Raw genomic sequence first — 25,967 nt, forward strand, 5'->3', positions numbered from 1 at the left:
TCAAATTTCCCAATAGTTTTCAATGTCCTGAGCAATTTTCTTGGCTTCTGGCACGGGAATCGCTCTTGTCTCCGGGCGGGTCTGGACCTTGGCTTACCCGAATGCTGGCGGGTTGGGTTGGACCCCTTTAAGCCAATACCATCAAAAGGACATGACATCATGAATACCAAGAAAAATCTGCTAGCCGCTGCCATCGCCATGAGCATGGGTATTTCCGGATTTGCACTGGCTGACCAGGGTGGGGACGGTGACCCCAACAACAATGCCAATGACAATTCCGCTGCCAATACCAACTATTCCGGTAACGCGGATTCTGGCAACGACAACTCCACCAACAACTCCGATAACTCGGACAGCTCCGATAACTCCAACAATTCAGACAACAGCACCGATGTGGCGGACTCTTTCAAGATCGCCGACAGCGGAAACAACATGTCTGATAACTCGAATAATTCGGACAACTCCAATAACTCCGATAATTCGAACAACTCGGATAATTCCGATAATTCGGACAGCAGCACCAACGTGAACGACGCCTTCAAGATTGCCGACAGCGGCAATACCGATGCGTCTGACAACTCCGATAATTCGGATAACTCGGATAATTCCGACAATTCGGACAACAGCACCAGTGTCAACGATGCCTTCAAGATTGCCGATAGCGGCAATACTGATGCATCAGACAACTCCGATAACTCGGATAACTCTGACAACAGCACCAACGTTAGCGACTCTTTCAAGGTCGCTGATAGTGGCAATGACATGTCAGACAACTCGGATAACTCCGATAATTCGGACAACTCAGATAACTCTGACAACTCCGATAACAGCACCAACGTGAACGATTCGTTCAAGATCGCGGACAGTGGCAACAGTGACAGTTCTGACAACTCCACCAATGCCACCGATTCCTACAATAGCGACAGCAGTGACAACTCAGACAACAGCACCACCACGCTGAATCTGTCGTTGGAAGTGTTCATGAATGATGCAGAGCTTAACGGCTCGGTCTCTGGCACCAATGTCACCTATGGCAGCGCCAACGGTGAAGGTTCCTATGTGGATACCCGCACTGGTAACGAGATCAGTGGTGGCTCCGCCAACTTCACCGGGGTCGGGGCATTTGCCCAGAATGCCGGCGTTGGCAGCGTAACCCAGGCCAATGTAAGCGTAATGTCCAACCTGAGTACCGGTGGTGGCAGCAACTGAGACAGGTCGGGCTGCCCGGTCAGGGCAGCCCGGTTTAGTCGGGAGATGTGTCATGGCCAGATTCATCAACAGGATGCTGATGGCTGCGCTGGTGTCGGTGGCGTCCGCAAGCTGGGCCGGGGATTGGCCTGATGCGGAGCCAATGAGTGCCGATCAGTTGGAGGCTGCCAGCGGGCGACAGGGAATTCCGCTCCAGTGGCAACTCAATGAATCAGAACAGAACGCTCTGGTGTCTGGCAACGTGTTGTCTGGCCCGGTCAAGACGGGAGACAACCGTATCAGTGATCAGGCCTTCGGCAACATGAGCGGCATTGCCACCGTCATCCAGAACACCGGCAACCAGGTGGTCATTCAGGACAGCACGCAAATCAATATTCTCATCAACCATTGAGGAGGGGCGGCCGCCATGGCTACCAATCGCATCGGGAACAGTCAGGGACGCAGCCGTCAGGCGCTGTCGGCAACTCCCGTAGCGCCGTGGTGTGGCGGCCTTTCCCGCCGGCCGTTTTTAAGGTGTTGCCTGGCCGGTGCGCTGGCCGGAACGTTGTCAACACTCAGTCATGCCGGCACCGTGCTGGTTCCCGGGCCTGCCGGGGACGTTCCGGTGTCTGTCACCAGCTTTCAGAATCAGCGATTCTCGGCCGTGTTCCAGCAGGAATACGATTTCAGCTGTGGCTCGGCGGCACTGGCATCGCTGTTGTCCTTTCACTACGGCGATGAGGTCAGTGAGCAGGAAGTGTTTGAAGGTATGTGGACTCTGGCGGATCAGGATAAAGTGCGCCAGCAGGGCTTCTCCATGCTGGATATGAAGCGTTATCTGGAGTCCGAAGGATATCTGGCCGATGGATTCCGCATGCCGCTGGCCGGTCTCAGGGATCAGGTTCGCGTGCCGGTGATTGCCCTGGTAACGCTGGGAGGTTATCGGCATTTTGTGGTGATCAAGGGCATCAGTGATCAGGAAGTGCTGGTGGGCGATCCGGCCCGGGGGCTTAAAGCCTACAGTTGGGCAGAATTTCAGGAGCATTGGGATGGCTCCGCCTTCGTGATACGCAGCCATCTGGATATGGGGCGAGCCAGTTTTCTGGATCGGGACGACTGGCCGGGCCTGGCCCGGGCACCTCTATTCAAGGGGCTTGGCTCACCGGCATTGGGACATACCCTGCCATACTGGCCCAGTACACAGGAGTGGTAAGACCATGGTTAAAGGATGGGCTGTTCTGATTACTCTGAGTCTGCTAGCCGGGCCGGTTCATGCCGAGCTGAGACTACCTGTTACCAGCCTGGCGGATACCGAGCTGGATCAGCTCCGGGGCGGCTTTGTGATGAACAATCTGGAGATCTCCATTGGCCTTGAGCAGGTACTGGCCGTGAACGGTCAGACCCTGGTTGTTAATCGCCTGACCATTCCGAATTTGAACGATCCCATGGCCGCAGACAGACTCAGCACCCAGTTGGCATCCATTCAGGGAGCCTGGGAGAGCGGAGCAGGGCAACTGGCGCTTGATACCGCCGTGGCCGGCTCGGGCGGCTGGATGACGGTCATCCAGAACAGCCTGAACGGAACCACCATCCAGAACATCCGGCAACTGAATATTGAACTGAACAACCTCGGTGGCGCCTACCGGTTGCCACGGGATTTCAGTCTGCCTATGTTGCCGTGATCAGTTTCAGAGATTGATCGGCAGCTTGAGGGTGATCTCACTGTTCGGTGCGTTGTCGGTGACTCCCACCGCCACCGTCAGGCTCATGGTGGTTGAGGACGAAAGCCGGTGCGACAGCCCAAAAGACAGTGAACCCACCTGAATTCGGTCGAAGTTGGACGAGAACAGGTCGTTGCTATGTTCAAAGGTGGTTTTGCGAATCACCGAGTGATCGTAGCCCAGGCTGAACGAAGTGCGTTCATTAAACGCAAAGCCCATTCCGAAGCCGAATCGCACCACATCGCCAGGGTCGACGGTGCCGCCGTTTTCAAAGCCCTGCTCTTCCTTGATGGTCCAGGCGTAGCTCAGGTTTCCGAACAGAACCGCCGGGTCGCTCGGGTAGATAAAGGAAAGTCCCGGTTCCACCGCCCAGAAGCCTGAACCGGTGGGGCGGTTGGCCAGCTCTACCCCGATGGGGTTGCCGCTGCTGTCGGTAATGATTCGCTGGTCGACATCGTAGGGGCCTTCGCCGGTGGGCGCCCGGGCCCGGAAAGTACCGATCAGATAAGGCCAGCCATCGAGGCCATCGTTGAGCTGGTAACGTATCGATAACTCGGCATCACCGATGCCATCACCGGACGATTCCCGCACGGTATCGACTGGCGTTCCCTGAAACACTTCCCGTTCCCGAAGGTCTTCCCGAATGCTCAGGTAGGGCAATCGCAGGCTGCCTTCCAGCCGGCTGGTGAAACCGTATTTCAGGGATAACGCGCTGACGAAAATATCGCGCTGGATCTCGGAGATGTTGATCAAGCCCACCAACAGAGCCGGAATGACTGTGTACCCCTCAACCGCCACGCGGGTTGCGTTGCTGTGGGCGTGGGAAAACGATGGCTCGATGGTAAATCGCCCGGGCCGGGTGACGATACCCCGGTCTGCGGTAATGGAGGCAATCGTGGTTGCGCTGTCCTGGGCCGCCGCTTCCCGCTGCTCGGTGGTGCCGGCGGTGCGTTCATCCGGAGCAGGCGGTTCGGCCAGGGCAAGCGGAGTAAGGCATAGGCTGAAGCTGAACAGGGCCAGACGTTTCATGACAGATCTCCATGATCGCGTTTCTTGGGAAGGCCGTGGTTCGACGGTGGTTGCAGCTGGTGTTTTTCCAGCAGTCGGTAAAACGACACTCGGGAAATATTCAGTAGCCTCGCCGCAGCCGAGACGTTGTGATGCGTCAGGGCGAGACTGGTCGCGATGGCTTCCTGGTCGGCCCGGGCCCGGTAGGCCTCCAGGCTGAACTGGTCGATGTGTGTGGGTAATGTGGCCGGAGGCAGCCCCAGGTCTTCGGGCTGGATGTTTAATTGCCGGGCAAGCAGAACGGCCTGCCGGAGCCGGTTCTGCAGTTCCCGCAGATTGCCCGGCCAGGAATGTGCGGCCATGGCCAGCAAAGTGGCGTTACCAAGCCGGTAGTGTTCTCCCTCCGATGTGCCCAGGGCCCGTTGGGCCAGATATGGCAGGTCTTCCAGACGTTCTCTGAGCGGTGGCAGGGTTACCGTGAGGTTGCCAAGCCGATAGAACACGTCGCTTCTGAAACTGCCCTCTGTGACTTTCTGGTCCAGTTGGGTATTACAGGTGGCGATCACCCGCACATCGACTTGCACGGCATGATTCGAGCCCACGGGTTCGATTGTGCCTTCCTCCAGGAAGCGCAGGATGGCAGATTGCTGCATAAGGCCAAGCTCATCGGCACCCAATAGCACCAGGGAGCCGCCGTTGGCGGCTTCGATACGACCTTTTCTGGATTTCAGTGCGTGCGTGAAGGCACCGCGCTCATGGCCGAACAGTTCGCTCTGGGTCAGGGGCTCGGGTAGCGCGGCGCAGTTGATGACCGCTATGGGGCCATGGTGGCGCGGCGAGTGTTCATGGATAAACCGGGCTGCTGCCTCCTTGCCGGTGCCGTTTTCCCCGTAGACGATGACGGGTTCCTGAGTTGCGGCGAAGCGTCGCAACAGGCTGCGGGCCTGACGAATAGCCGGTGACGGACCATCCAGTACATAGTCCTGGTAACTGAGCAGTTCCGGGCCAGTCAGGTTCGCGCTCAGGGCGTGCATGCCCCACATATGGCCAAGGCTATTGATCAGTCGTTGATGATCCAGTGGAAGAGTGTGGTAATCCTGGCAGTAGTCGCGGATCAGGCGGCACACCATCGCGTTGTTCAGTTGCTGTCGCCCGACCACCGCCAACCAGGTGGTTACCGGTAGCAACTCCAGCCAGCCTTTGGTGTTTTCCAGGGTGGGTGGGTCCTGGTCGGCGAGAACACAGACCCCAACGGGTTTGCCCAGGTAGTCGGGCATTGGGAGCACGGGGGCATGCCGACTACTGATGACGGTCATCTGCCAGCCAGGAAGGTTGGGCAGCTGTGTGTTTTCAGCATCAGGGGCCGCCGACAACCAGACAAGCGGTCGTTTCTGTTCCATAGCTTTGCTCCGGCAAAGGGACTGAACAACCGACAACGCTGTATTCGAAAACGAGAGGGGACTGCTGCGGGAACTGCTATAGTCGACCACGACCCTGTGACCTGCCTGGGCTTCCATGCAGGTAATGTCTCAGCTGATCGATAGCAGGTTTTGCACCAGAATCGGGTAATCCCGTTAATACAGATGCTTGCTGATGGTTCCGGAGCCGGTGCAGGCTCGATCTGTAAAACTTATTGACGGTTATGGAGGAAGTCGAGGGGCATGGTAGCGGATCAATGGATTGTGTTTGCCGTTCTGTTTGTCACCCTGGCAGCGTTTATCTGGAACCGGTTGCGGTTTGATGTTGTCGCCATGCTGGCGCTGCTGGCGGTGGCCATTGCGGGACTGGTGCCGGTTGACAGCGTATTCGCCGGTTTCGGACACCCGGCCGTGATTACCGTGGCGGCGGTGCTGGTTATCAGCCAGGGGCTGGTTAACGGTGGTGTGGTAGACGAGGTGGCGCGGCTGCTGGCCCGGGTGGGGAACAATGCCGTGATTCAGGTGCTGACCCTGACCCTCGTGGTGGCCGTGTGTTCGGCATTTATCAACAATGTGGGGGCACTGGCGCTTCTGATGCCGGTCGCCATCTGGATGTCCCGGGAAGCCGGGCGGTCGCCTTCACTGCTGCTCATGCCTCTGGCGTTCGGGTCGCTGCTGGGCGGCACCATTACGCTGATCGGTACCCCGCCCAACATCATCATTGCCAGCTATCGAGAGGCGGGCACCTTCGGGCTATTTGACTTTGCGCCGGTGGGGCTGGCCATTAGCCTGGCGGGTATCGTCTTTATCGGATTGATCGGCTGGCGTCTGACACCGAAACGGGAGGACCCGGCCGCCGGCGAGAAACTGTTCAGCGTGGGCGATTACCTGACGGAGCTGAAACTGACCGAAGGTTCTGACTATGCCGGTAGCACCCTGCACAACCTGCTGACGGCCGGAGATAGCCAGAACAATCTGGTGGTCTTGTCGTTGATCCGCGATGACAAAACAACGCCGGCACCCTCAACTTTTACCATTCTGCGTGAAAACGATGTCCTGCTGGTGGAAGCCGATACCGAGAGTCTGGGCGAGTTTCTGGAGATCACCGGTCTGACGTTGGCTTCGGGCGCCCCGAACGAGGAAGAAAAGGATGGCACCGGAGGCAAAGGGCGTCGGCAACAGGCGGAGGATGAGCTGGTTGCCGGCGATGCCCGCTTGATCGAGGCGGTTGTGACACCCGGTTCACAGCTGGTCGGCCGTACCGCAAACCGTCTGAATCTTCGGGAGCGCTACAGTGTCAACGTCGTGGCCGTCGCCCGGCAGGGCCACCGTCTCAAACAGCGGCTGGCGGATATCCGTTTTCGTTCCGGTGATATCCTGCTGGTGCAGGGCTTCGAGGAGACGCTTCCGGCTAATCTGAGGACGCTGGGCTGTCTGCCGCTGGCTGAACGGGGGCTGGCGTTTGGCCGGGAGAAACGCCTCGGACTGGCCGGTGGGCTGTTTGCCGTTGCCATCCTCGTTATTGTCGCCGGCTGGGTGACGCCTCCCGTTGCGCTGGTGGCGTGTGCGGTCGCCATGGTGCTGGCCGGACTGCTGGAAGCCAGTGATGCCTACAAGGCCATCGACTGGTCGGTGGTGGTATTGCTGGCGGCGATGATTCCGGTGGGGCAGGCCCTGGAGACCACCGGCGGCGCCGATCTTATCGCCCGTCAGATTCTGGCCATCGGTGAGGGACAGGCGCCCTGGCTGGTGCTGTCGATTATTCTGATTGGCACCATGTTGTTATCCAATGTGGTGAACAATGCCGCGGCGGCCATTCTGGTCGCACCCATTGCCCTGGGTGTTGCTGGTCAGTTGGGGCTGTCGTCGGACGCAACGCTGATGGCCGTCGCCATCGGCGCATCCTGCGCGTTTCTGACCCCGATAGGGCATCAATCCAATGCTCTGGTCATGGAACCCGCGGGTTACCGGTTCGGCGATTATTGGCGCCTGGGGTTGCCACTGTCTGTGGTGGTCACCGCCACGGCGGTGCCGGTTATTCTCTGGGTATGGGGCTGACTGGAGCTCAGGCTTCCGGCTCACCCAGCAGACCACTGAAAACGGTTTCCACCAGTATCGGTGCAACCTCGGCCAGCGGAAGGCGCTCAGGTTTGGCCAGCCAGTCGAAAAACAGTCCCAGCATCTGGGTATGCACCAGATAGCCCGCCAGTTCCGGGCTCAGGCCCGGACGCAGTTTTTTCGCGTTTTCAGGACTGCGGAAAATGTCGGTCACAAAGGCAATTCCCTCTTCCGCGAGCTCCCGGTGTTTGTTCAGCGCCTGATCAGATTCGTTGCGGTGGAAGAGGATGTAGTACACCCGGAAGTACTGTTCGTCTTCGGCCAGCTTGCTGAGAGCGATAACGCAGAGATGCTTCAGGTTGGTCAGGCTGTCCTGGCTGATGGCCGCTTCATCGAGCATTTCGCCGAGCGGCGCGCGAACCCGCTCCAGCATGGCATCCAGGATGTCCTGCTTGTTGCGGAAGTGCCAGTAGACCGCGCCCCGGGTTACACCGGCGGTACGGGCAATTTCTTCCAGCGATGCCCGGGCAACGCCTTTCTCCATGAACATGCTCTCGGCGGCATCGAGCAGGGATTCGCGGGTGGCTTCCGCCTCGGCTTTTGTCTTTCTCGCCATGATGAAGTCTTCCGGTGGTGTGTTGCGCCGGCTTTGTCCCGGCCCGTCAGGGTATGAACCGCTTGCGGGAACTACGTAAGTATACCTGAAGACAGTTTACATACATACATGGATGAATGTATCTTGCCTGATCTTACCGATTGCCACTCCGGGCTGGCTGGCCCGGACACATTTACATAATTGATGACACGATCTGTTTCGGTGTTCAGGAGAGCGCGCCATGCCCGTTGAAATGTCTCATCGCCCTAACGCCCGCAAGGGGCTGCTTTTTGCTGGTTTGTCGACACTGCTGATGCTAACGGGGTGCAGCGGTCAGGATGGTGAAGGCCAGCAGGCCGGCGCGGGCGGGATGCCTCCGGCGGCGGTTGTGGTGCAACAGGCGACGCTGGCCGATGTCACGGTGAGGCAGGATTACGCCGGCCGTGCCCGGGGTGCCCGGGAGGTGGAAGTCCGGGCTCGCATCAGCGGCATTCTGGAACAGCGGCTATACGAAGAAGGCCAGATGGTGCGGGAAGGTGATGCCTTGTTCCGCATAGATCGCAAGCCCGCAGCGGCGGCACTGCAGCGAGCCCGGGCCCAGCGCCAGGTTGCCGAAGCGGATGTTCAGCAAGCGGAGCGGGAATGGAACCGTATTTCCTCCTTGTTTGAGCGTAACGCCGTCAGTGAACGGGATCGGGATTCAGCCCAGTCTGCACTGGAACTGGCCCGGGCCAACCTGGCGGTGGCCAATGCCGGCGTGGCCCAGGCTGAACTGGATCTCGGCTACACCGATGTCACGGCGCCAATCAGCGGCGTGACCAGTCTGGAGGATTTTCCGGAGGGTAGCCTGATCGATACCGGCACCCTGCTGACCACCATTGTTCAGCTGGACCCGGTTCACGTTCGCTTTGCGCTGCCGGAAAACGACGCCAACATTCGCCGTGCTGCTCGTGAGGGCATGGTACGGGCAGACCAGGAACAGAATGTCTCGGCGCGCCTGGTTCTGGCCGACGGCAGCGAATACGGCCTTGATGGCCGCATCGACTTTACCGCTTCAACCCTCGACCCCCGCACCGGCACGGTGTCGGCCCGAGCCGTGTTCCCGAATCCGGAGCATGTGATTGTGCCAGGGCAGTTTGTCCGGGTACGGGTGGAACTGCAGAGTTTTGACGATGTGATTACCGTGCCCGAGAAGGCGGTAACCCAGGGGCAGAATGGCCCCGTGGTCTATGTGGTTGATGAAGAAAGCAAAGCCCGGGTCCGGCAGGTGGAGCTTGGGCCGGTGAGTGATAGCCGGCAAATCCTTCTGAGCGGCCTGGAAGCAGGCGATCGCTACATTGTCAGTGGTCTGGTGAACCTCCGTGATGGCGCCGCCGTCAACGTCACCAATCCGGATAGCCCGGAGGAGGCCAAGTGATGCTGAGAACATTCATCGACCGGCCGATCTTCGCATCGGTTATCTCGATCATCATTACCCTTGGCGGGGCGCTGGCCCTGCTGGGTTTGCCGGTGGAACAGTACCCCAACGTGGTACCGCCTCAGGTGGTGGTGGACGGCCGCTTCCCGGGAGCCAGTGCAGATGTGATTTCAGATTCGGTGGTGGCGCCGCTTGAGCAGGAAATCAACGGCGTGGACGACATGATCTACATGGAATCCAGTGCCACTGACTCCGGCAGTTTTCGGGTGACGGTGTCGTTTGAAATCGGTACCGATCCGGACCAGGCTACGATCAACGTCAACAACCGCGTGCAGCAGGCTTTGGCCCGGTTGCCCCAGACCGTCCGGGACCAGGGCCTGAAGGTGGAATCCCGTTCCACCTCAATCCTGCAGGTGATTACCCTGTCCTCACCGGACAACTCCATGGATGTGGTGGAGATTTCCAACTACGCGCTGCTGAACGTGCTGGATGAGCTGGTGCGCCTGCCCGGCATCGGGGACGCCTCGCTGTTTGGCGCCCAGGATTACTCCATGCGTATCTGGCTGCGCCCGGACAAACTGGCCCAGTTCGAGCTGACGCCGGCGGATGTGGCCGGAGCGTTGCGGGCCCAGAATGCCCAGTTTGCCGCTGGCCGGATCGGGGCAGAGCCGGCGCCGGAAGGCCAGGCGTTCACCTTCAGCGTGTCCGCTCCGGGCCGGCTCACCAGCCCGGAAGAATTTGGCGAAGTGATTCTTCGCAGTGATGATCAGGGCGCGTCGTTGCGCCTGAAAGATGTGGCACGGATAGAGCTGGGTGCCCAGAACTACGATTTCGCCGCCATCTACAACGGCGGAGCCACCGTGCCTATGGGGGTGTATCTGCAGCCGGGCGCCAATGCGCTGGATGCAGCGGAAGCCGTCAACGAAGCCATGAAGGAAATTGCCGACCGTTTCCCGGAAGGCCTCGAATACAATGTTCCCTACGACACCACCCGCTTCATTGATATCTCCATTCAGGAGGTGATCTCCACCTTCATCGTGGCGGTGCTGCTGGTGGTTGTGGTGACCTTCCTGTTCCTGCAGCATTTCAACGCCACGCTGATTCCGTTGATCGCCATTCCGGTATCCCTGGTGGGCACGTTTGCCGGCATGCAGGCCATGGGGTTCTCGGTCAACCTGCTGACCCTGTTTGGCTTGATACTGGCCATCGGTGTGGTGGTGGATAACGCCATCATCATCATGGAAAACGCGGAACGGCTGATCAAGGAAGAGGGCATGTCGCCCTACAATGCCGCCGTGACTACGGTCAGCCAGGTATCCGGGGCCGTGGTGGCGTCCACACTGGTGCTGGTGGCGGTGTTTGCACCGGTTGCGTTCCTGGGTGGGCTCAGCGGTGAACTCTACCGGCAGTTTGCCATCACCATTGCGGTATCTGTGGTGATCTCCGGTGTCGTGGCTCTGACGCTGACACCCGCCATGTGTGCCCTGTTGCTCGGCCATGAAGGCAAACAGCTCACCGTATTCCGCTGGTTTGATGCCGGTTTCGACAAGGTCACCAATGGTTTCTCGGCGGTGGTGGACTGGCTTCTGCGCCACGCTGTGATCGGCGTGCTGCTGTTTGCCGCCATGATTGGTGGCACCGTTTTCCTGCTCAACAAGATGCCGTCCGGGCTGGTGCCCCAGGAAGACCAGGGTTTTGTGCTGACGGCTTATTCATTACCGGCCACCTCTTCCCTCAGCCGCACCGAAGGCACCCGGGACGAGCTGGCGCAGAACATGCTGCAGCTGCCTGAGGTGAAAGACGTTGTCGCCTTTGCCGGTTTTGACATTATTTCCAGTGCCTTGCGCACCAACAGCGGTGTCGCGTTCGTAACGCTGGAGGACTGGGCTGAGCGAGAAGGCGAAGGCCAGGGCGCGGCCGACATTGCCAACAAGATTATGGGTATCGGGTTTGGTATGCCCGAAGCCTTTGTCATTGCCTTTACCCCGCCACCGATCCAGGGGCTGTCGACCACCGGCGGTGTGGAAGGTTACATCCAGGCCCGTGGTGGCCGCACACCAGCCGAGATCAAGGCGATGGCGGACCGGTTCACTCAGGCTGCCAACCAGCGCCCGGAACTGACCAACGTCCGGGTGACCCTGGATACCGGCATTCCCCGCTATCAGGCGATTGTTGACCGGGAAAAAGCCCAGGCGGCAGGTGTGCCGGTTGATCAGATATTCACCACCATGCAGAGCACGTTTGGCGGCCTGTATGTGAACGACTTTACCCTGCAGGGGCGGAACTGGCAGGTGACACTGCAGTCTGAAGGCGAATTCCGAAGCCACCCGGATGACCTGCGCAAGGTGTTTGTGCGTTCCTCCTATGGGGAGATGATTCCCCTGAGCTCACTCGTGGAGCTGGAGCGGGTGAGCGGACCGGACATCCTGAACCGCTTTAACGTCTACCCCGCGGCCAAACTGCTTGCGGACCCGACGCCGGGCCACACCACGGGCGAAGCCCTGACCGCGCTGCAGGAAGTTGCCAATCAGCAGTTTGACCGAAACACGTTGCTGGGTTGGACCGGTGAAGCCTATCAGCTGCAGGACTCTGCGGACTCCGGCACGCTCGCCTTTGGCATGGGGCTGCTACTGGTGTTTCTGATCCTCGCCGCCCAATACGAGCGCTGGGGTTTGCCGGTGGCAGTGGCTACCGCGGTACCCTTCGGGGTATTCGGGGCAGCACTGGCCTCGCTGTTGCGTGGCTTCCCCAACGACATCTACTTCCAGGTAGGGTTGCTGGTGCTGATTGGCCTGGCGGCGAAAAACGCGATTCTGATCGTTGAGTTCGCCGCCCAGAACCGGCAAACGGGCATGAGCTCGTTTGAGGCGGCCAGCACCGCAGCCCGCCAGCGCTTCCGGGCGATCATGATGACCGCGCTGACGTTCATCGTGGGTTCTTTGCCGCTGGCATTCAGTACCGGCGCGGGTGCCGTGAGCCGGCAGGAAATCGGTACCGTGGTGGTTGGCGGCATGCTGGTGGCCAGTACCCTGGCCCTGTTCTTCGTGCCCTTGTTCTACAAGCTGATCGAAGACCTGGCGGACTGGCGGCGCAAACGCAAAGCCGCCTGATCGCAGTTTTTGCGCCCTGCTTGCCACTTGCGAGTGAGCTGAATCGGGGCAGGCTATCGTCGTCATAAAGAGATAACCGTCGTCGGTGACTACCGGCGGCGGTTTTTTGTTTGATACTCTCGTCTATCTAAGGCGTATGAAGAGCAAGTTCCGAGAGGCTTTCCAAAAATTTGTGGAGCCATGGATGGCGGAACATAAGCGACACATGGATGTGCCGGCAGGAGCGCTTTTTGGAAAGCCTCTCGGAACTTGCTCCTGCACCGAGGTTTCAGGCTGAGAGAGATAAGGTCTAACCATGAACAAAAAAGAGCTTCTGGATGAACTGGAAAAGGCTCGCGTCCGCACCGAGAGCCTGATTGTGTCGTTACCGGAAGACAAGCTCGAGGTCCCGTATCATCCGGGTGTGAATCCGCCACTCTGGGAAATGGGCCACTCAGCGTTTTTCTACGAGGTCTTTGTCTTCAACCTGTTGGACGGAACACCGAGCTACGATCCCTCCATGGATGACCTTTGGGATTCATTCCATGTCGATCACAAGGATCGCTGGCGCCGTGATCTGTTTCCCGGCCGGGAGGCCACGCTTCAGTATTTCAATACCATCTACGACCGGGTCGCGGAGCGGATTCAGTCCCGGGAGCTCACTGACCGGGAGCTGTACCTGTACCGCTACGCCATCTACCACCAGAACATGCACATCGAGTCGCTCATCTGGTGTCGGCAGACAGTCGGCTATCCGGCGCCTTTGGATTACAAAGGTGATCGGCCTGCTCCGGGCGAGTCGATCAGCGGTGATGCTCAGATCCCGGCCGGTCGCTGGGTGATTGGCATGCCCGGTGAGTCGCAACAGTACGCGACCGAAGACTTTGCCTTTGATGCCGAGAAGCCCCGTTTTGAGGTAGAGCTGCCGGCGTTTGCCATCAGTCGCACGCTGGTGAGCAACCGGGAATTCCAGGCGTTTGTAGACGATGATGGTTACAGGCGTCCCGAACTCTGGTCGTTCGGCGGCCGCAAGTGGCTGGAAACCGAGCAGGACGTCAGTCTGGTCCATGGGGTAAACGAGCCAATGATGCGGTTGCCCCGGCATCCGCTGTATTGGCGCTGGCATGACGAACAGTGGCAGGAGCGGGTGTTTGATCGCTGGCTGCCGTTGCAGCCAGACGCCCCGGTTAGCCATGTCAGCTACTGGGAGGCGGAAGCCTTCTGTACCTGGGCCGGGCGGCGGTTGCCGACCGAGTATGAATGGGACGTGGCGGCGCTGGGCAATAAACCCGGTGAGCCGTTCAGGCGTTTTCCGTGGGGTAATGAGTCACCGGATGTTGTGCGGGCGGATATGGATGCCCGGACCATGGCTCGCAACCCGGTGTCGGATTACCCGGCCGGCGATAGCCCGTTTGGCTGCCGGCAGATGGTGGGTTCGGTGTGGGAATGGACCAGCAACGAGTTCCTGCCCTATGACGGCTTCAAGGTAGATATGTACCCGTTCATGTCGACCCTGCAGTTTGCCACGCACAAAGTCACCAAGGGCGGCAGCTGTGCCACCTCATCCAACCTGATCCGTGGCACCTACCGGCAGGCGTATCTGCCGTTTCGCAGTGATGTTTACACCGGGTTCCGCACCTGCGCCGCCTGAATTCCTGATTTGTCCATAAGGTGACTTGCCAGGGCCACGCCGGTCTCACTCATCGTGAGGTAGGCATCATTGGCGCCGGCTTCGCGAATTTTTAAGGCTTCATCGGCATACATGGTGTGCGCCACGATATAGCCCTCGAAGCCGAGCTTGCGCAGCATCCGCGCGGCGATAAGCTTGCCTTCGATGTCACTCATTGCCAGTACCACCGAGTTGAGTTCCGGCATGTGCAGACCTTCCCAAAAGGTGGTGTCTTCGGCGTCTGCAAAGACGACATTGCGCCCATCTTTCTGGTGTTTCTCGGTTTTGGCAGGGTCTGAGTCGATCCCCATGATTCGCGTTTCATGGGGCGCAAGCCAATCGTAAGCCGCAGTGCCTGTTCGCCCCATGCCCATCACCAGAACCCGTGTAGTACCCAGCGAGATAGGTTGCTCATCAGGATGACGTTTCTGACTCTCGAAACGAACCAGCTTGTGGGCAACATGCTCGTAAATACTGTGGGAAAACCGGTTGAGCGGCGCCGAAAATACAAACGACAGGGAAACCGATATCGCCAGCGGAACCAGCCATTCTGGCAGGGCAACACTGGCGACAATGAGCCCGAATTCACTGTAGTTTGTGAGTGACAGCGAGGTGAGGAAGCTACTGCGAGCCCGCAGGCGGAAAGCCAGCAGCAGGAAGTAGAACAGGATGCCTTTGAGTGGCAAGAGCAAGGCTGCTACTGCCGCAAAGATCAGAGCCTGCTGGTCTGGCAGGCCGTCAATGCCGATCTGCAGGAAAAAACCGACCAGGAAGATTTCTTTCACGCTCCAAAGGGACTTGGCCAGTTCCTGGGAACGGGGGTGGTTGGCCAGCATGGCACCGAACACCAATGCACCCAATTCCGAGCTCAGACCCACGGCCTCAAACCCAAGGCCACCAACCACCAGGGCCAGCAGAAGCCCGAGCAGTACCAGCAGTTCGTCGTGCCCGCTGGCATCCAGCAGCCTGTAAAGCAGCGGCCGGAGCAACGGAAGGCCGAATACAATGACAGCCCATTCTGAGGGTGTTTTGCCGGCCGCGAGACTCATCACCACCAGTGCAATCAGATCCTGCATAATCAATATGCCAATAGCGACCCGGCCGTGGAAGGCTCTGAGTTCCCGTTTGCTTTCCAGTACCTTGGCGGCCAGTACGGTGCTGGAAAAGGACAGGGCGATCGCCAGCATCAGGGCCGTTGTCCAGTCCAGGTCAAAAAGCAGGTAGAGGCCGGGGGCAAACACCACACAGGTAATCGCGAAGTGGAGCAGACTGCCGCCGATGACTTCCGGGCTGACAATGGAGCGTAGCTTCAGCTTCAGGCCGACTGTAAACAAGAGCAGCAAAACGCCAAGATGAGCAATGTGGGCCAGTACATCGGTGGGCTCTGCAGTGATGCTGGTAGTTGCGCTGAGGCCGCTGAGCACAAAGCCGGCGGCCAGATAGCCAACCAGCGGAGGCAAACCGATTCCCTTGACGAGAAGGCCGATAACAAAGGCAAAACTTATCCAGATGGCTTCAGGCATGGGCGAATCTTCTGACGACGGAATCCAAAGCTCTGAAGCCTACCTTTTTTTCGGGCCTAGCTGTAGTGGCGAATGGTTTCAGGGCTGCCGGTCGGCAAGAAAGTCCCGGAACAGGGCTGCCGATTCCTCCGGCGCCTCCACCATCGGCGCGTGGCCGATATCATCGAGAATGGCCTTGCGCGCGTTCGGGATAGCTTCGACAAAGACATCGGCATTGCGATAGTCAATTACCCGGTCGAGTTTGCCCCAGACCACCAGAACCGGCGCCTGGATGTTGGTGATGGCGTTGCGGAAATCCGGCTCGAAGCCGGTGTCTCGGATGGCCCGGAAAATGACTTCGTTGACTTCCCGGTTGGCGATGGCCTTTTCTTCCATCACATCAAAGATCGGCCAGGGCACGAAAGGGCGTTTTTCCAGAGCGAAGTCCAGCAGGCGGTCGAAATCGCCTTCCCGTTTCGGGATGAGCGGGTTGTCGCCATCCATGACCAGGTCCACCAGCTCACTTTCATATTCGAAGATACCGGCAGGGTCGAACAGTACGGCTGTGTGAACCTGTTCTGGATGGGTGGCAGCGTAGAGGGCAGTGATGGCACCGCCCATGGAGTTGCCCATCATGTGGAAGCGTTCCACCCCGAGTTCCTTCAGTATCTGGTGGACGTAATCTACCTGATCCTCAAAACGGTAGCCGATGTCCAGGGGTTTACTGCTGTCGCCATGGCCTGGCAGATCGAGGGCATAGATGTTGAACTCACCCTGGAACTCTTTGGCCAGACGGGTCCAGTTATCCTTGTTGGCGCCGAAGCCGTGGATCAGAACCAGAGTGTCGCCATCGACCGGTTCTTCACTGCGAAGATAGGCAATGTCCAGATCGCCAACGGTGACCTGTGCGGCCTTCAGGCCGGCGCTTGAGCGTTCCCAGTCTATGGCGTTTTCGTAGATGCTCTGGCGGGAGCAGGCGCTGACCAGCAGGGTAACGGTCAGCAGCAGGAACAGCTTCAGGTGAGTACGGCGCACAGGGAACTCCTTTTCGTTATGACTATTATTGAATGCCAACACTAACCCATAAAAAAGCCCGGTCAATGACCGGGCTGACGCTGTTACTCGACGAGCCGGAGCCTCAGCTCTGCTCCCGGGCAATGGCCCGGTAGGCAATGTCGTTGCGGTAGAACATGCCGTTCCAGCTGATTTTCTTTGCCAGCTCATAGGCCCGTTGCTGGGCTTCGGTGACGGTGTTACCCAGAGCGGTAGCGCAGAGCACGCGGCCCCCGGCAGTGACTACGTCGTCGCCGTTGAGTTTGGTGCCGGCGTGGAAGACCTTCTCACCTTCTGTTTCACCGTCCGGCAGGCCGGAGATGACATCGCCCTTGTCGTAGCTGGCGGGATAGCCACCGGCAGCGAGTACAATGCCGACAGAGGCGCGTTCATCCCACTCGGAATCGCACGCGTCCAGCTTGCCATCCACGGCGGCCTGGCACAGTTCCACCAGGTCGGACTTCATGCGCAGCATGATCGGCTGGGTTTCCGGATCGCCAAAGCGGCAGTTGAACTCAATGACCTTGGGTGCACCGCTGGTATCGATCATCAGGCCGGCGTACAGGAAACCCTTGTACGGGTGGCCTTCCGCCGCCATGCCGTTGACCGTGGGGTAGATCACCTCGTCCATGATCCGCTGGTGCACATCGGCAGTGACCACCGGGGCGGGAGAATAAGCTCCCATGCCACCGGTGTTGGGGCCGGTGTCGCCGTCGCCTACGCGCTTGTGGTCCTGGGACGTGGCCATGGCCAGTACGTTCTTGCCGTCGACCATCACGATGAAGGAGGCTTCTTCGCCGTCCAGAAACTCTTCCACCACCACGCGGCTGCCGGCATCGCCAAAGGCGTTGCCTGCGAGCATGTCGCGGATGGCATCTTCGGCTTCTGCCAGGGTCATGGCGACGATTACACCTTTACCGGCGGCCAGGCCGTCCGCTTTGACCACGATGGGTGCGCCTTTTTCACGCACGTAGGCGAGGGCCTCGTCGACATCGGTGAAATTGGCGTAGTCGGCGGTGGGAATCTTCTGGCGGGCCAGGAAGTCCTTGGTGAAGGCCTTGGAGCCTTCCAGCTGGGCGGCGCCAGCGCTGGGACCGAAGATGCGCAGGCCGCGGGCTTCAAATTTGTCCACCACGCCGGCCACCAGCGGGGCTTCCGGGCCAACGATGGTCAGGCCGACGTTGTTCTGCTCGGCGAAGTTGGCCAGGCCGTCCAGGTCCATCACGTCCAGGTTGACGTTCTCCAGGTTCGGTTCCCGGGCGGTACCGGCGTTACCCGGCGCCACGAAGACCTTGCCTGCCTGCGGAGACTGGGCTGCTTTCCACGCCAGGGCGTGTTCGCGCCCGCCACTGCCAATAACCAGAATGTTCATGTGCTGCTCCTGAATACGTTGATCAGTGACGGAAATGGCGCATGCCGGTGAAGACCATGGCAATGCCATGCTCGTTGGCGGCGTCGATCACTTCCTGGTCGCGCATGGAACCGCCCGGCTGGATCACGGCGGTAATACCGGCTTCCGCAGCCGCATCAATGCCATCCCGGAACGGGAAGAATGCATCTGAGGCCATCACCGAACCCTTCACTTCCAGGTTTTCATCGGCGGCTTTGATACCGGCAATCTTCGCGCTGTAAACGCGGCTCATCTGGCCTGCGCCCACACCGATGGTGCGGCCCGCCTTGGCGTAGACGATGGCGTTGGATTTCACGTACTTGGCCACTTCCCAGGCAAACAGCAGGTCGTTGAGTTCCTGTTCGGTGGGCTGGCGCTCGGTGACCACTTTCACGTCTCCCATAGCGACCATGCCCAGGTCACGGTCCTGCACCAGCAGGCCGCCGGTTACGCGCTTGTAGTCCATGGTCTGGGCGCGCTCGCCGTCGAATTCGCCGCAGGCCAGAAGGCGTACGTTCTTCTTGGCAGCAACAATCTCGACCGCTTCCGGAGCCACGCTCGGGGCAATGATGACTTCCACAAACTGGCGATCCACGATGGCCTTGGCAGTCGCCGCATCCAGTTCCCGGTTAAAGGCGATGATGCCGCCAAAGGCAGATGTCGGGTCGGTGGCAAAGGCCAGGTCGTAGGCCTGCAGGATGTCGGCACCGATGGCCACACCACAGGGGTTGGCGTGCTTGACGATGACACAGGCCGGGTCGGCAAACGGCTTAACGCATTCCAGGGCGGCATCGGTGTCGGCCACGTTGTTGTAGCTCAGTTCCTTGCCCTGCAGCTGTTTGGCAGTGGCCACGCAGGCTTCTCTCGGGTTGCGCTCGGCATAGAAGGCCGCGCGCTGGTGCGGATTTTCGCCGTAACGCATGTCCTGAACCTTCACGAACTGGGCGTTGAAGGTGCGGGGGAAATCAGCGTTGTCGTTGTCCGGGGTACGGCCGCCCAGGTAATTGGCGATGGCACCGTCGTAACCGGCGGTGTGCTCGAAGGCTTTTACCGCCAGATCGAAACGGGTGCTGTAGGTGAGCTGGCCATCATTGCTGTCCAGCTCTTTCAGAACCCGGCTGTAATCGGAAGCGTTCACCACAATGGCAACATCGTTGTGGTTCTTGGCGGCGGCACGAACCATGGTGGGGCCGCCAATGTCGATGTTTTCAATGGCTGTGGCCAGGTCGCAGTCCGGGTTGGCCACGGTGTCCTCGAACGGATACAGGTTCACCACCACCATGTCGATGGGATTGATTCCGTGCTCAGCCATGATGGCATCGTCGGTGCCACGCCGGCCCAGAATGCCGCCGTGGATTTTCGGGTGCAGAGTTTTGACCCGGCCATCCATCATTTCCGGAAAACCGGTGTAATCGGACACTTCGGTAACCGGTACGTTGTTTTCCTTGAGCAGGCGGAAGGTTCCGCCGGTGGAGAGCAGCTCGACGCCGCGTTCGGTGAGGGCACGGCCGAAATCGACGATGCCGGTTTTATCACTCACGCTGATCAGGGCGCGACGGACGGGGGTGTTTGCCTGGTTTGCCATGGGTCACTTTCTTCGCTGGTCAGATAAGCCGGATTGTAAGCCTGGGTGCAAATAACAAGGGCCTCGCGAACGCATCCGGGAGGCCCTTGTGGGGTCAGGTCTGATTATAGCAGACCGTATTGCTTGAGTTTCTTGCGCAGGGTGCCGCGATTCAGCCCGAGCATGGTGGAGGCCTTGGTCTGGTTGTTGCGGGTGTATTTCATCACCTGCTCCAGCAGCGGGGCTTCCACTTCTGACAGTACCAGTTGGTACACGTCGGTAACCGGCGCGCCATCGAGTTGCTCAAAGTAGTTCTTCAGGGCAACTTCGACGCTGTCACGCAGGGTGACGCTGTTGCCGCTGTGGTTTACCGTGTGCAACTGATGCAGATCATCGTTGGCCGGGGTGCTTAGGGATTGATTTGCCAAAGTCTCAGCGGTCATGCTGCGAATACCTCTCCATTTCGTAAGCCTGCAAAATACTGTGAGATGCTGTCTTTCTGCTCCAGCGCATCATCGATGGCGTTGAAGCGTTTGCGGAACTGTTTGCTGTCATCATGGGACTGCAGATACCAGCCCACGTGTTTTCTGGCGATACGCACGCCCATCAATTCGCCGTAGAAACGGTGCAGTTCTTCCAGGTGCCCGGCCAGAATGCGCTCCACTTCATCCATGGGCGGTTGGGGCAGGTGTTCTCCGGTTTCCAGATAATGAAGGATCTCCCGGAAAATCCAGGGCCGGCCCTGGGCGCCCCGGCCAATCAATAATCCGTCGGCACCGGTATGGCTGAGCACCTGCCGGGCTTTCTCCGGCGTGGTAATGTCGCCGTTGGCGAACACCGGTATACCAACGCTGGCCTTAACCTGCGCGATGGTGTCGTACTCCGCGTCGCCGTTATATTTGTCCGCGCGGGTACGGCCGTGTACGGCCAGAGCCTGAATGCCGGCATCTTCCGCCATTCTGGCGATGACCGGGGCATTGCGATTGTCTCTGTCCCAGCCGGTTCGCATTTTCAGGGTCACCGGCACATCCACCGCCTTCACCACGGCTTCCAGAATTTCCCGCACCAGCTTCTCGTCTTTCATCAGGGCCGAACCGGCGGCCTTGTTGCAGACTTTCTTGGCGGGACAGCCCATGTTGATGTCGATGATCTGAGCACCGAATTCAGCGTTTTGCCGGGCGGCGTCGGCCAGCATTTCGGGGTCGCCGCCGGCGATCTGGACCGATCTGGGCTCCGGTTCGCCTTCGTGGTTGAGGCGAGTCCGGGATTTACGCGTATGCCAGAGCTTGCTGTCCGCTATGACCATTTCCGATACCGCCAGCCCGGCCCCCATTCGTCGGCATAACAGCCGGAAAGGGCGATCGGTTACACCGGCCATGGGTGCAACAATCAGCGGGTTGGGCAGGGTGTACGGCCCGATTTTTGCCGTTGGCAGCATGATCTGAGTCCGTGTCACAGCGGGTTGAGCAAAATTCGGCTGGAGCGGTTGTTCAATTTCTGACCGCTCCGGTCTCCGAAGGGCGGTAATGATACCGCCGGGGGCAAGCTGATTGAAGGGGCGAAAGCGTTAAAAAATTGATTATTTTTCGCGCTTTCTGGTTGACTTTTGCGCTGTCAACTGTCGGCCCGAAGGCTATTGATTCGCATCAAGGCGCCCAGGGACGAAAGCTCAGGTTGTAGTTGACGGCATCCCGCCCGGGGTCGCGTATCCGGATGGCGATCCGCACTGGCGTCTCTACCGGCATGCTGGCAAGTTCTGCGGCCTCACCGGCCAGGTACTCTTCTGGCGTAAAGGTGCTTTGGGCCACCACATCGCCATTGAGGTTGGAGAAGGTCAGAGCTATCGCCGGGAACGGCTGCTCAAAGCCGGCGCGGTTGAGAATCACGGCATCGACAATGAGTTGATCCCGGTTCTCCGGGTCCGTGCGCACCACCAGTTTACGGCTCTGGATAGCCTCGACATTCACCAGCGGCTTGAGTTCGCATCCGGCAATCTCGCAGCCCTTCTCGTAGAACGGTCGGAGCTGGGGGATGGCAGAAAGCTGGTCAAACTGGTACCAGGTAACCTGGGCAATCAGTACGCCCAGCAGGGCCAGCACCGCCAGTGCCCAGAATACGGTTCTGAGCCGGCCTCCGCCGTTCCCGACGGATACAGGATCCCGTCGCAGGTCATGGTAGAGGGTGTCTGGCGCCGCTTGCTTGCGGGTACGGCTGACAATCGGGTCGCCCACGCGATCGTCATCCGCCAAGCTGAGGTCCGTAATATCCGGTTCCGTGGACGGCTCCGCTGAAGTGGCCTCGTTGGCGGGCAGGGTTGTTTCATCGGATTCGCTGTCCTCACGGCGCAGCGGCTCCGGCCGTGTTTCGGCAGCAGGGGGCGTCTGAAGTGATGCCTGTTCCGGTTCGGGCTGCGCCGGGGCAGGGCGCTGAGGCTTCGCTGATTCTGGCTGAGCCGATGGCTTCGCGGGCTCGTCGTCGTTGAGCATGGCCTCGGCCCAGCTCTCGTCGATATTCTGGTTTTCCGGTGTCAGGTCGTCGTCGCTGAAGCCGGATTCCTCGGGCTCGTCGAAATTGCGGAAGCTGTCGCTGAGCTCATCATCTGAGAACGTCAGTTTGCTGCCGGCATAGCGGCCTTCGGTGGCATCTTCTTCGGGGTTGTCAGCAAAGATCAGTTCTTCTTCATCGTCGAACCGGCTGGGCTTTGCTGCTTCGGTTTCAGGAGCGGATTTCGAGGGTGGCTGGCTGGTCCCGGCTTTATCCTTGCCGGAGACCACCTGATGTTCGACCGCATTGAAAATCTTCATGCAGTTCCCGCAGCGTACCTTGCCCCTGGCGACGCTCAGCTGTTCGTCTGTTACTCGAAAACGGGTTTCGCAGTTGGGGCATTGGGTCTGCAGGCTGCTCTGGGTCATGCTTCGTTCCTGAAAGCTCGATCTCTGGTCGATCACTACGATGGAGGCAGTTTAGACATAAACGCCTGTGTCGTCATCCGTCCTTGCGCCGTCCTGTGAGGCGTATCCAGTCTTCTTTCTGTTCCGGCTCGTCCATGATGAACCAGGGCTCATAGGCCTCCATCACGTCGCGGGCCTGATTGAACAGGATGCCGGACAGTACCAGATCCCCGCCGGGCCTGGTCAGTTCGGCCAGTCTCGGAGCCAGGCCGATCAGTGGCTGGGCCAGGATATTGGCCAGCATGATGTCGGCCCGGGTGTCCGGGTCGTTGCCGGGCAGGTACAAATCCAGGCGGTGGTCTTCAACGCCATTCCGGCGGGCGTTGTCCCGGCTGGCTTCGAGAGCTTGTGGATCGGTATCCACGCCAACCACATGTTCTGCACCCAGCAACAGGGCGGCCAGGCCAAGAATACCGGAGCCACAACCGTAGTCGGTCACCTGCTTGCCCGCGACATCCTGGCTGTCGAGCCATTCCAGGCACAGGGCGGTGGTGGGATGGGTGCCGGTGCCGAAGGCGAGGCCCGGGTCCAGCAGCAGGTTGGCAGCGTCCGGGTCTGGCGCCTCGTGCCAGCTGGGCACAATCCACAGGCGTTCACCGAACTGCAGCGGGTGGAAGTCGTCCATCCAGGCCCGCTCCCAGTCTTTGTCTTCCACCAGGGTAACGTCAATGTCAGCCAGAGACTGCTGGGTCTGCTGGTGCCAGGCGTCGCGAATGTCCGCCAGTAACTGTTCGATATTGCGGTCAGACTGGAACAGGCCGGTGACGGTGGTCTGGCTCCAGAGGGGTGTGGTGCCCGGGTCGGGCTCGTACAGCGGCTGGTCGGCGGCGTCTTCCATGGAAACGGCATCGGCGCCCATTTCCATTAACAGATCTTCCAGCTGATCCGCAGTGTCCGGATCAGCTGGAATCTGGAGTTGTATCCAGGGCATGGTTAATCCCGCATCAGTTTCTCAAGGTAGTGGATGGTGAAGTCTACCTGTTTAAAGCCACCATCGCGTACCAGTTTTCGATGCAGGGGTTGGTTGGTCTTGATGCCCTCGACCAGCATCTCGTCCAGTGCATTCTTCATGCGCCGGCGGGCGATCTCCCGGTCGTCGCCCCAGGTAATCAGTTTGGCCACCAGGGAATCGTAATACGGCGGTACGGTGTAGCCGCTGTAAAGGTGGGAATCCACGCGGATGCCGTTGCCGCCAGGAGCGTGGAAATGACTGATCTTGCCAGGGCTGGGCACGAAGGTTTTCGGGTCTTCGGCGTTGATCCGGCATTCAATGGCATGGCCGGAAATGTGGATCTGGTCCTGGCTGTATTGCAGTGGCAGACCGCTGGCAATACGCAGCTGCTCGCGCACAATGTCCACACCAGTGACCATCTCCGAGACCGGATGCTCAACCTGTACCCGCGTGTTCATTTCAATGAAGTAGAACTCGCCGTCCTGATACAGGAATTCGAAGGTGCCGGCGCCAACGTAGCCGATTTCCTTGCAGGCATCCACGCATGCCTTAAGCGTTCGCTCGCGGGATTCCTGGTTGATGTTTGGCGCCGGCGCTTCCTCAATGACCTTCTGGTTGCGGCGCTGCATGGAGCAGTCCCGGTCACCCAGATGGATGACGTTGCCGTGCATGTCGGCCAGAACCTGGACTTCCACGTGGCGTGGGGTTTCCAGAAACTTTTCCAGATACACAGTAGGGTCACCGAAGGCATTCTTGGCTTCGCTCTGGGTGATCTGTACTGCTTTCAGCAGGGCGGCTTCAGAGTGCACCACCTGCATGCCTCGGCCACCACCACCAGAGGCCGCCTTGATCATCACCGGGTAGCCGATCTGTTTCGCCAGCTTGAGGGTGCGTTCGTCGTCGTCCGTCAGGGGGCCGTCGGAGCCGGGAACGGTGGGTACGCCGGCCTTTTTCATGGCTTCGATGGCGGACACCTTGTTACCCATCAGGCGGATGGTCTCTGCCCGAGGGCCGATAAATCGGAAGCCGCTCTTCTCGACCTGCTCGGCAAAATCGGCATTCTCGGCCAGGAAACCGTAACCCGGGTGAATGCCCACGGAATCGGTCACTTCAGCGGCGCTGATGATGGTCGGGATATTGAGGTAGCTGTCTGTGGCACTGTTCGGGCCAATGCAGACAGATTCGTCGGCAAGGCGAACGTGCATCAGGTCGCGGTCTACCTGGGAATGTACCGCAACGGTCTTGATGCCCAGCTCCTTGCACGCGCGGAGAATACGCAGGGCGATTTCACCGCGGTTTGCGATCAGAACTTTTTCTAACATGGCCATGGTTAGCAATCACCGAATTCAGGAAATGACGACCAGGGGCTGGTCAAACTCAACCGGCTGGCCATTTTCGACCAGGATTTCGGTAACGGTACCGGCCTTGTCGGCTTCGATCTGGTTCATCATTTTCATGGCTTCAACGATGCAGATCACGTCACCCACGTTAACTTTCTGGCCCACTTCAACAAAGGAGCTGGCGGTGGGGGACGGCGCACGGTAGAAAGTGCCAACCATCGGGGATTTCACGGCGTGCCCCGAGGGGGCTGCCGGAGCCGAGGATTCCGCAGCCGGGGCGGCATCAGCCGCGGGTGCCGGAGCCGGCGCAGCGGCCTGGGGGGCTGGTGCCGCGTAATGGCTGACGTAATGTCCACCGGCGGCGGGCTCGCGACGGCGGGAAATGCGAACCGAATCGTCGCCTTCCTGGATCTCCAGTTCTTCGACGTCTGATTCCTCAAGGAGCTCAATGAGTTTCTTGATTTTGCGAATATCCATAACTATTCCAGTCCCGTTTCTGTGTTCTATCGGTGAATTCTTTGCAGGGCCGCTTTCAGGGCGAGATCGTAGCCCTGGCTGCCCAGCCCGCAGATAACGCCTTCGGCGATATCTGAAAAATAAGAGTGATGGCGGAAAGGTTCCCGCGCATGCACGTTTGAAAGATGCACTTCAATAAAGGGAATGCCCGACGCCAGCATGGCATCCCGAAGGGCCACGCTGGTGTGGGTGAAGGCGGCGGGATTGATGATGATGAAATCCACCCCTTCAGCCCTGGCTTCATGCACTCTTTCTATCAATTCATATTCCGCGTTTGACTGCAGGTGTAACAGATGATGGCCTTTCTCAGCCGCCTTGCTGCGCAAGCGGTCGTCTATATCGGCCAGGGTCTCGTGGCCATAGACCTCGGGCTCTCGGGTTCCGAGCATATTCAGGTTCGGGCCGTGGAGCACAAGAATGGTCGACATGGTTCTGTCTGCCTTGATGGTTTTTTAACAGGATCGCCGAAGATGACGGCACGTTACCCCAATGGTGCGTGCTTGTTATCCCCAGATCAACACTTTTTGACAATCCTG

The 25,967-nt window shown here is 59.3% G+C and carries 22 protein-coding genes; 8 read left to right on the forward strand and 14 right to left on the reverse strand.

Annotated features, from left to right (window positions below; translation table 11 throughout):
- Positions 1-159 precede the first annotated feature (159 nt).
- From ARC85_RS05715 to ARC85_RS05730, 4 genes are read left to right on the forward strand one after another with little or no spacing between them, the layout of a single operon-like run.
- Positions 160-1,209 (forward strand): hypothetical protein, encoded by a 1,050-nt coding sequence (locus ARC85_RS05715; protein ID WP_286714489.1) that lies wholly within the window; start codon positions 160-162, stop codon positions 1,207-1,209.
- Between the two features lie 52 nt (positions 1,210-1,261).
- Positions 1,262-1,600 (forward strand): hypothetical protein, encoded by a 339-nt coding sequence (locus ARC85_RS05720; RefSeq protein WP_011786875.1) that lies wholly within the window; start codon positions 1,262-1,264, stop codon positions 1,598-1,600.
- A 15-nt stretch (positions 1,601-1,615) separates the two neighbouring features.
- Positions 1,616-2,401 carry a C39 family peptidase gene (locus tag ARC85_RS05725; RefSeq protein ID WP_286714490.1) on the forward strand — a complete coding sequence of 262 codons (786 nt, stop codon included), beginning with the start codon at positions 1,616-1,618 and terminating at the stop codon, positions 2,399-2,401.
- A gap of 4 nt (positions 2,402-2,405) precedes the next feature.
- A complete protein-coding gene (locus tag ARC85_RS05730) occupies positions 2,406-2,870 on the forward strand; it encodes a hypothetical protein (protein ID WP_199454020.1) in 465 nt (154 codons plus the stop codon).
- A 6-nt stretch (positions 2,871-2,876) separates the two neighbouring features.
- Here the strand turns inward: ARC85_RS05730 and ARC85_RS05735 are convergent, their stop codons facing one another.
- Together ARC85_RS05735 and ARC85_RS05740 are read right to left on the reverse strand one after the other, a co-directional pair.
- Positions 2,877-3,938 (reverse strand): transporter, encoded by a 1,062-nt coding sequence (locus tag ARC85_RS05735; protein ID WP_286714491.1) that lies wholly within the window; start codon positions 3,936-3,938, stop codon positions 2,877-2,879.
- Positions 3,935-5,317 (reverse strand): sigma-54 dependent transcriptional regulator, encoded by a 1,383-nt coding sequence (locus ARC85_RS05740; protein WP_286714492.1) that lies wholly within the window; start codon positions 5,315-5,317, stop codon positions 3,935-3,937. Before ARC85_RS05740 ends, ARC85_RS05735 begins: the two co-directional genes overlap by 4 nt.
- 261 nt (positions 5,318-5,578) lie before the next feature.
- Between ARC85_RS05740 and ARC85_RS05745 the strand changes: the two genes are divergently transcribed.
- Positions 5,579-7,393, forward strand: coding sequence for an SLC13 family permease (locus ARC85_RS05745; protein ID WP_286714493.1), 1,815 nt, complete (start codon positions 5,579-5,581; stop codon positions 7,391-7,393).
- Between the two features lie 7 nt (positions 7,394-7,400).
- Here the strand turns inward: ARC85_RS05745 and ARC85_RS05750 are convergent, their stop codons facing one another.
- A complete protein-coding gene (locus tag ARC85_RS05750) occupies positions 7,401-8,009 on the reverse strand; it encodes a TetR family transcriptional regulator (protein ID WP_014422725.1) in 609 nt (202 codons plus the stop codon).
- Positions 8,010-8,229: 220 nt separating this feature from the next.
- Between ARC85_RS05750 and ARC85_RS05755 the strand changes: the two genes are divergently transcribed.
- From ARC85_RS05755 to senA, 3 genes are all read left to right on the forward strand, one after another.
- Positions 8,230-9,405 (forward strand): efflux RND transporter periplasmic adaptor subunit, encoded by a 1,176-nt coding sequence (locus ARC85_RS05755; protein WP_286714494.1) that lies wholly within the window; start codon positions 8,230-8,232, stop codon positions 9,403-9,405.
- Positions 9,405-12,515 carry an efflux RND transporter permease subunit gene (locus ARC85_RS05760; RefSeq protein WP_014422723.1) on the forward strand — a complete coding sequence of 1,037 codons (3,111 nt, stop codon included), beginning with the start codon at positions 9,405-9,407 and terminating at the stop codon, positions 12,513-12,515. The genes ARC85_RS05755 and ARC85_RS05760 overlap by 1 nt, the downstream gene beginning before the upstream one ends.
- A gap of 295 nt (positions 12,516-12,810) precedes the next feature.
- Positions 12,811-14,145, forward strand: a complete 1,335-nt coding sequence (gene senA, locus ARC85_RS05765) for a selenoneine synthase SenA (RefSeq protein ID WP_286714495.1) — start codon at positions 12,811-12,813, stop codon at positions 14,143-14,145.
- Here the strand turns inward: senA and ARC85_RS05770 are convergent.
- The 11 genes from ARC85_RS05770 to aroQ form a co-directional block, all read right to left on the reverse strand.
- The gene (locus ARC85_RS05770) at positions 14,115-15,686 is read right to left on the reverse strand and encodes a cation:proton antiporter domain-containing protein (RefSeq protein WP_286714496.1); all 1,572 of its coding nucleotides are present in this window, start codon (positions 15,684-15,686) and stop codon (positions 14,115-14,117) included. The two genes, senA and ARC85_RS05770, sit on opposite strands and share 31 nt — an antisense overlap.
- A 78-nt stretch (positions 15,687-15,764) precedes the next feature.
- Entirely contained in the window at positions 15,765-16,700 is a 936-nt protein-coding gene (locus ARC85_RS05775) for an alpha/beta fold hydrolase (protein WP_286714497.1), read from the reverse strand.
- A gap of 103 nt (positions 16,701-16,803) precedes the next feature.
- Positions 16,804-18,090: a phosphoribosylamine--glycine ligase gene (gene purD / locus ARC85_RS05780; RefSeq protein ID WP_286714498.1), complete on the reverse strand. Its 1,287-nt coding sequence runs from the start codon at positions 18,088-18,090 to the stop codon at positions 16,804-16,806.
- A 22-nt stretch (positions 18,091-18,112) separates the two neighbouring features.
- Positions 18,113-19,693 (reverse strand): bifunctional phosphoribosylaminoimidazolecarboxamide formyltransferase/IMP cyclohydrolase, encoded by a 1,581-nt coding sequence (purH, locus tag ARC85_RS05785; protein WP_286714499.1) that lies wholly within the window; start codon positions 19,691-19,693, stop codon positions 18,113-18,115.
- Between the two features lie 104 nt (positions 19,694-19,797).
- Positions 19,798-20,115 carry a DNA-binding transcriptional regulator Fis gene (gene fis / locus ARC85_RS05790; RefSeq protein WP_011786861.1) on the reverse strand — a complete coding sequence of 106 codons (318 nt, stop codon included), beginning with the start codon at positions 20,113-20,115 and terminating at the stop codon, positions 19,798-19,800.
- A complete protein-coding gene (gene dusB, locus ARC85_RS05795) occupies positions 20,112-21,110 on the reverse strand; it encodes a tRNA dihydrouridine synthase DusB (protein ID WP_153740511.1) in 999 nt (332 codons plus the stop codon). Before dusB ends, fis begins: the two co-directional genes overlap by 4 nt.
- A 208-nt stretch (positions 21,111-21,318) precedes the next feature.
- Positions 21,319-22,584: a DUF3426 domain-containing protein gene (locus ARC85_RS05800; protein ID WP_153740512.1), complete on the reverse strand. Its 1,266-nt coding sequence runs from the start codon at positions 22,582-22,584 to the stop codon at positions 21,319-21,321.
- A 73-nt stretch (positions 22,585-22,657) separates the two neighbouring features.
- The gene (gene prmA, locus ARC85_RS05805; RefSeq protein WP_153740513.1) at positions 22,658-23,554 is read right to left on the reverse strand and encodes a 50S ribosomal protein L11 methyltransferase; all 897 of its coding nucleotides are present in this window, start codon (positions 23,552-23,554) and stop codon (positions 22,658-22,660) included.
- Positions 23,555-23,556: 2 nt separating this feature from the next.
- Positions 23,557-24,897 (reverse strand): acetyl-CoA carboxylase biotin carboxylase subunit, encoded by a 1,341-nt coding sequence (gene accC, locus ARC85_RS05810; protein WP_227499547.1) that lies wholly within the window; start codon positions 24,895-24,897, stop codon positions 23,557-23,559.
- A 24-nt stretch (positions 24,898-24,921) separates the two neighbouring features.
- Entirely contained in the window at positions 24,922-25,392 is a 471-nt protein-coding gene (accB, locus tag ARC85_RS05815; protein WP_121207727.1) for an acetyl-CoA carboxylase biotin carboxyl carrier protein, read from the reverse strand.
- A gap of 26 nt (positions 25,393-25,418) precedes the next feature.
- A complete protein-coding gene (aroQ, locus tag ARC85_RS05820; RefSeq protein ID WP_011786855.1) occupies positions 25,419-25,859 on the reverse strand; it encodes a type II 3-dehydroquinate dehydratase in 441 nt (146 codons plus the stop codon).
- Positions 25,860-25,967 lie beyond the last annotated feature (108 nt).

The sequence above is a fragment of the Marinobacter sp. tcs-11 genome (assembly GCF_002049515.1).
Lineage (GTDB): Bacteria > Pseudomonadota > Gammaproteobacteria > Pseudomonadales > Oleiphilaceae > Marinobacter > Marinobacter nauticus.

Bases quoted from the DNA above. Each gene is read 5' to 3' on its own strand.
- ARC85_RS05715 (WP_286714489.1), top strand. From the start codon at position 160: ATGAATACCAAGAAAAATCTGCTAGCCGCTGCCATCGCCATGAGCATG.
- ARC85_RS05720 (WP_011786875.1), top strand. From the start codon at position 1,262: ATGGCCAGATTCATCAACAGGATGCTGATGGCTGCGCTGGTGTCGGTG.
- ARC85_RS05725 (WP_286714490.1), top strand. From the start codon at position 1,616: ATGGCTACCAATCGCATCGGGAACAGTCAGGGACGCAGCCGTCAGGCG.
- ARC85_RS05730 (WP_199454020.1), top strand. From the start codon at position 2,406: ATGGTTAAAGGATGGGCTGTTCTGATTACTCTGAGTCTGCTAGCCGGG.
- ARC85_RS05735 (WP_286714491.1), bottom strand. From the start codon at position 3,938: ATGAAACGTCTGGCCCTGTTCAGCTTCAGCCTATGCCTTACTCCGCTT.
- ARC85_RS05740 (WP_286714492.1), bottom strand. From the start codon at position 5,317: ATGGAACAGAAACGACCGCTTGTCTGGTTGTCGGCGGCCCCTGATGCT.
- ARC85_RS05745 (WP_286714493.1), top strand. From the start codon at position 5,579: ATGGTAGCGGATCAATGGATTGTGTTTGCCGTTCTGTTTGTCACCCTG.
- ARC85_RS05750 (WP_014422725.1), bottom strand. From the start codon at position 8,009: ATGGCGAGAAAGACAAAAGCCGAGGCGGAAGCCACCCGCGAATCCCTG.
- ARC85_RS05755 (WP_286714494.1), top strand. From the start codon at position 8,230: ATGCCCGTTGAAATGTCTCATCGCCCTAACGCCCGCAAGGGGCTGCTT.
- ARC85_RS05760 (WP_014422723.1), top strand. From the start codon at position 9,405: ATGCTGAGAACATTCATCGACCGGCCGATCTTCGCATCGGTTATCTCG.
- senA (WP_286714495.1), top strand. From the start codon at position 12,811: ATGAACAAAAAAGAGCTTCTGGATGAACTGGAAAAGGCTCGCGTCCGC.
- ARC85_RS05770 (WP_286714496.1), bottom strand. From the start codon at position 15,686: ATGCCTGAAGCCATCTGGATAAGTTTTGCCTTTGTTATCGGCCTTCTC.
- purD (WP_286714498.1), bottom strand. From the start codon at position 18,090: ATGAACATTCTGGTTATTGGCAGTGGCGGGCGCGAACACGCCCTGGCG.
- purH (WP_286714499.1), bottom strand. From the start codon at position 19,693: ATGGCAAACCAGGCAAACACCCCCGTCCGTCGCGCCCTGATCAGCGTG.
- fis (WP_011786861.1), bottom strand. From the start codon at position 20,115: ATGACCGCTGAGACTTTGGCAAATCAATCCCTAAGCACCCCGGCCAAC.
- dusB (WP_153740511.1), bottom strand. From the start codon at position 21,110: ATGCTGCCAACGGCAAAAATCGGGCCGTACACCCTGCCCAACCCGCTG.
- ARC85_RS05800 (WP_153740512.1), bottom strand. From the start codon at position 22,584: ATGACCCAGAGCAGCCTGCAGACCCAATGCCCCAACTGCGAAACCCGT.
- prmA (WP_153740513.1), bottom strand. From the start codon at position 23,554: ATGCCCTGGATACAACTCCAGATTCCAGCTGATCCGGACACTGCGGAT.
- accC (WP_227499547.1), bottom strand. From the start codon at position 24,897: ATGTTAGAAAAAGTTCTGATCGCAAACCGCGGTGAAATCGCCCTGCGT.
- accB (WP_121207727.1), bottom strand. From the start codon at position 25,392: ATGGATATTCGCAAAATCAAGAAACTCATTGAGCTCCTTGAGGAATCA.
- aroQ (WP_011786855.1), bottom strand. From the start codon at position 25,859: ATGTCGACCATTCTTGTGCTCCACGGCCCGAACCTGAATATGCTCGGA.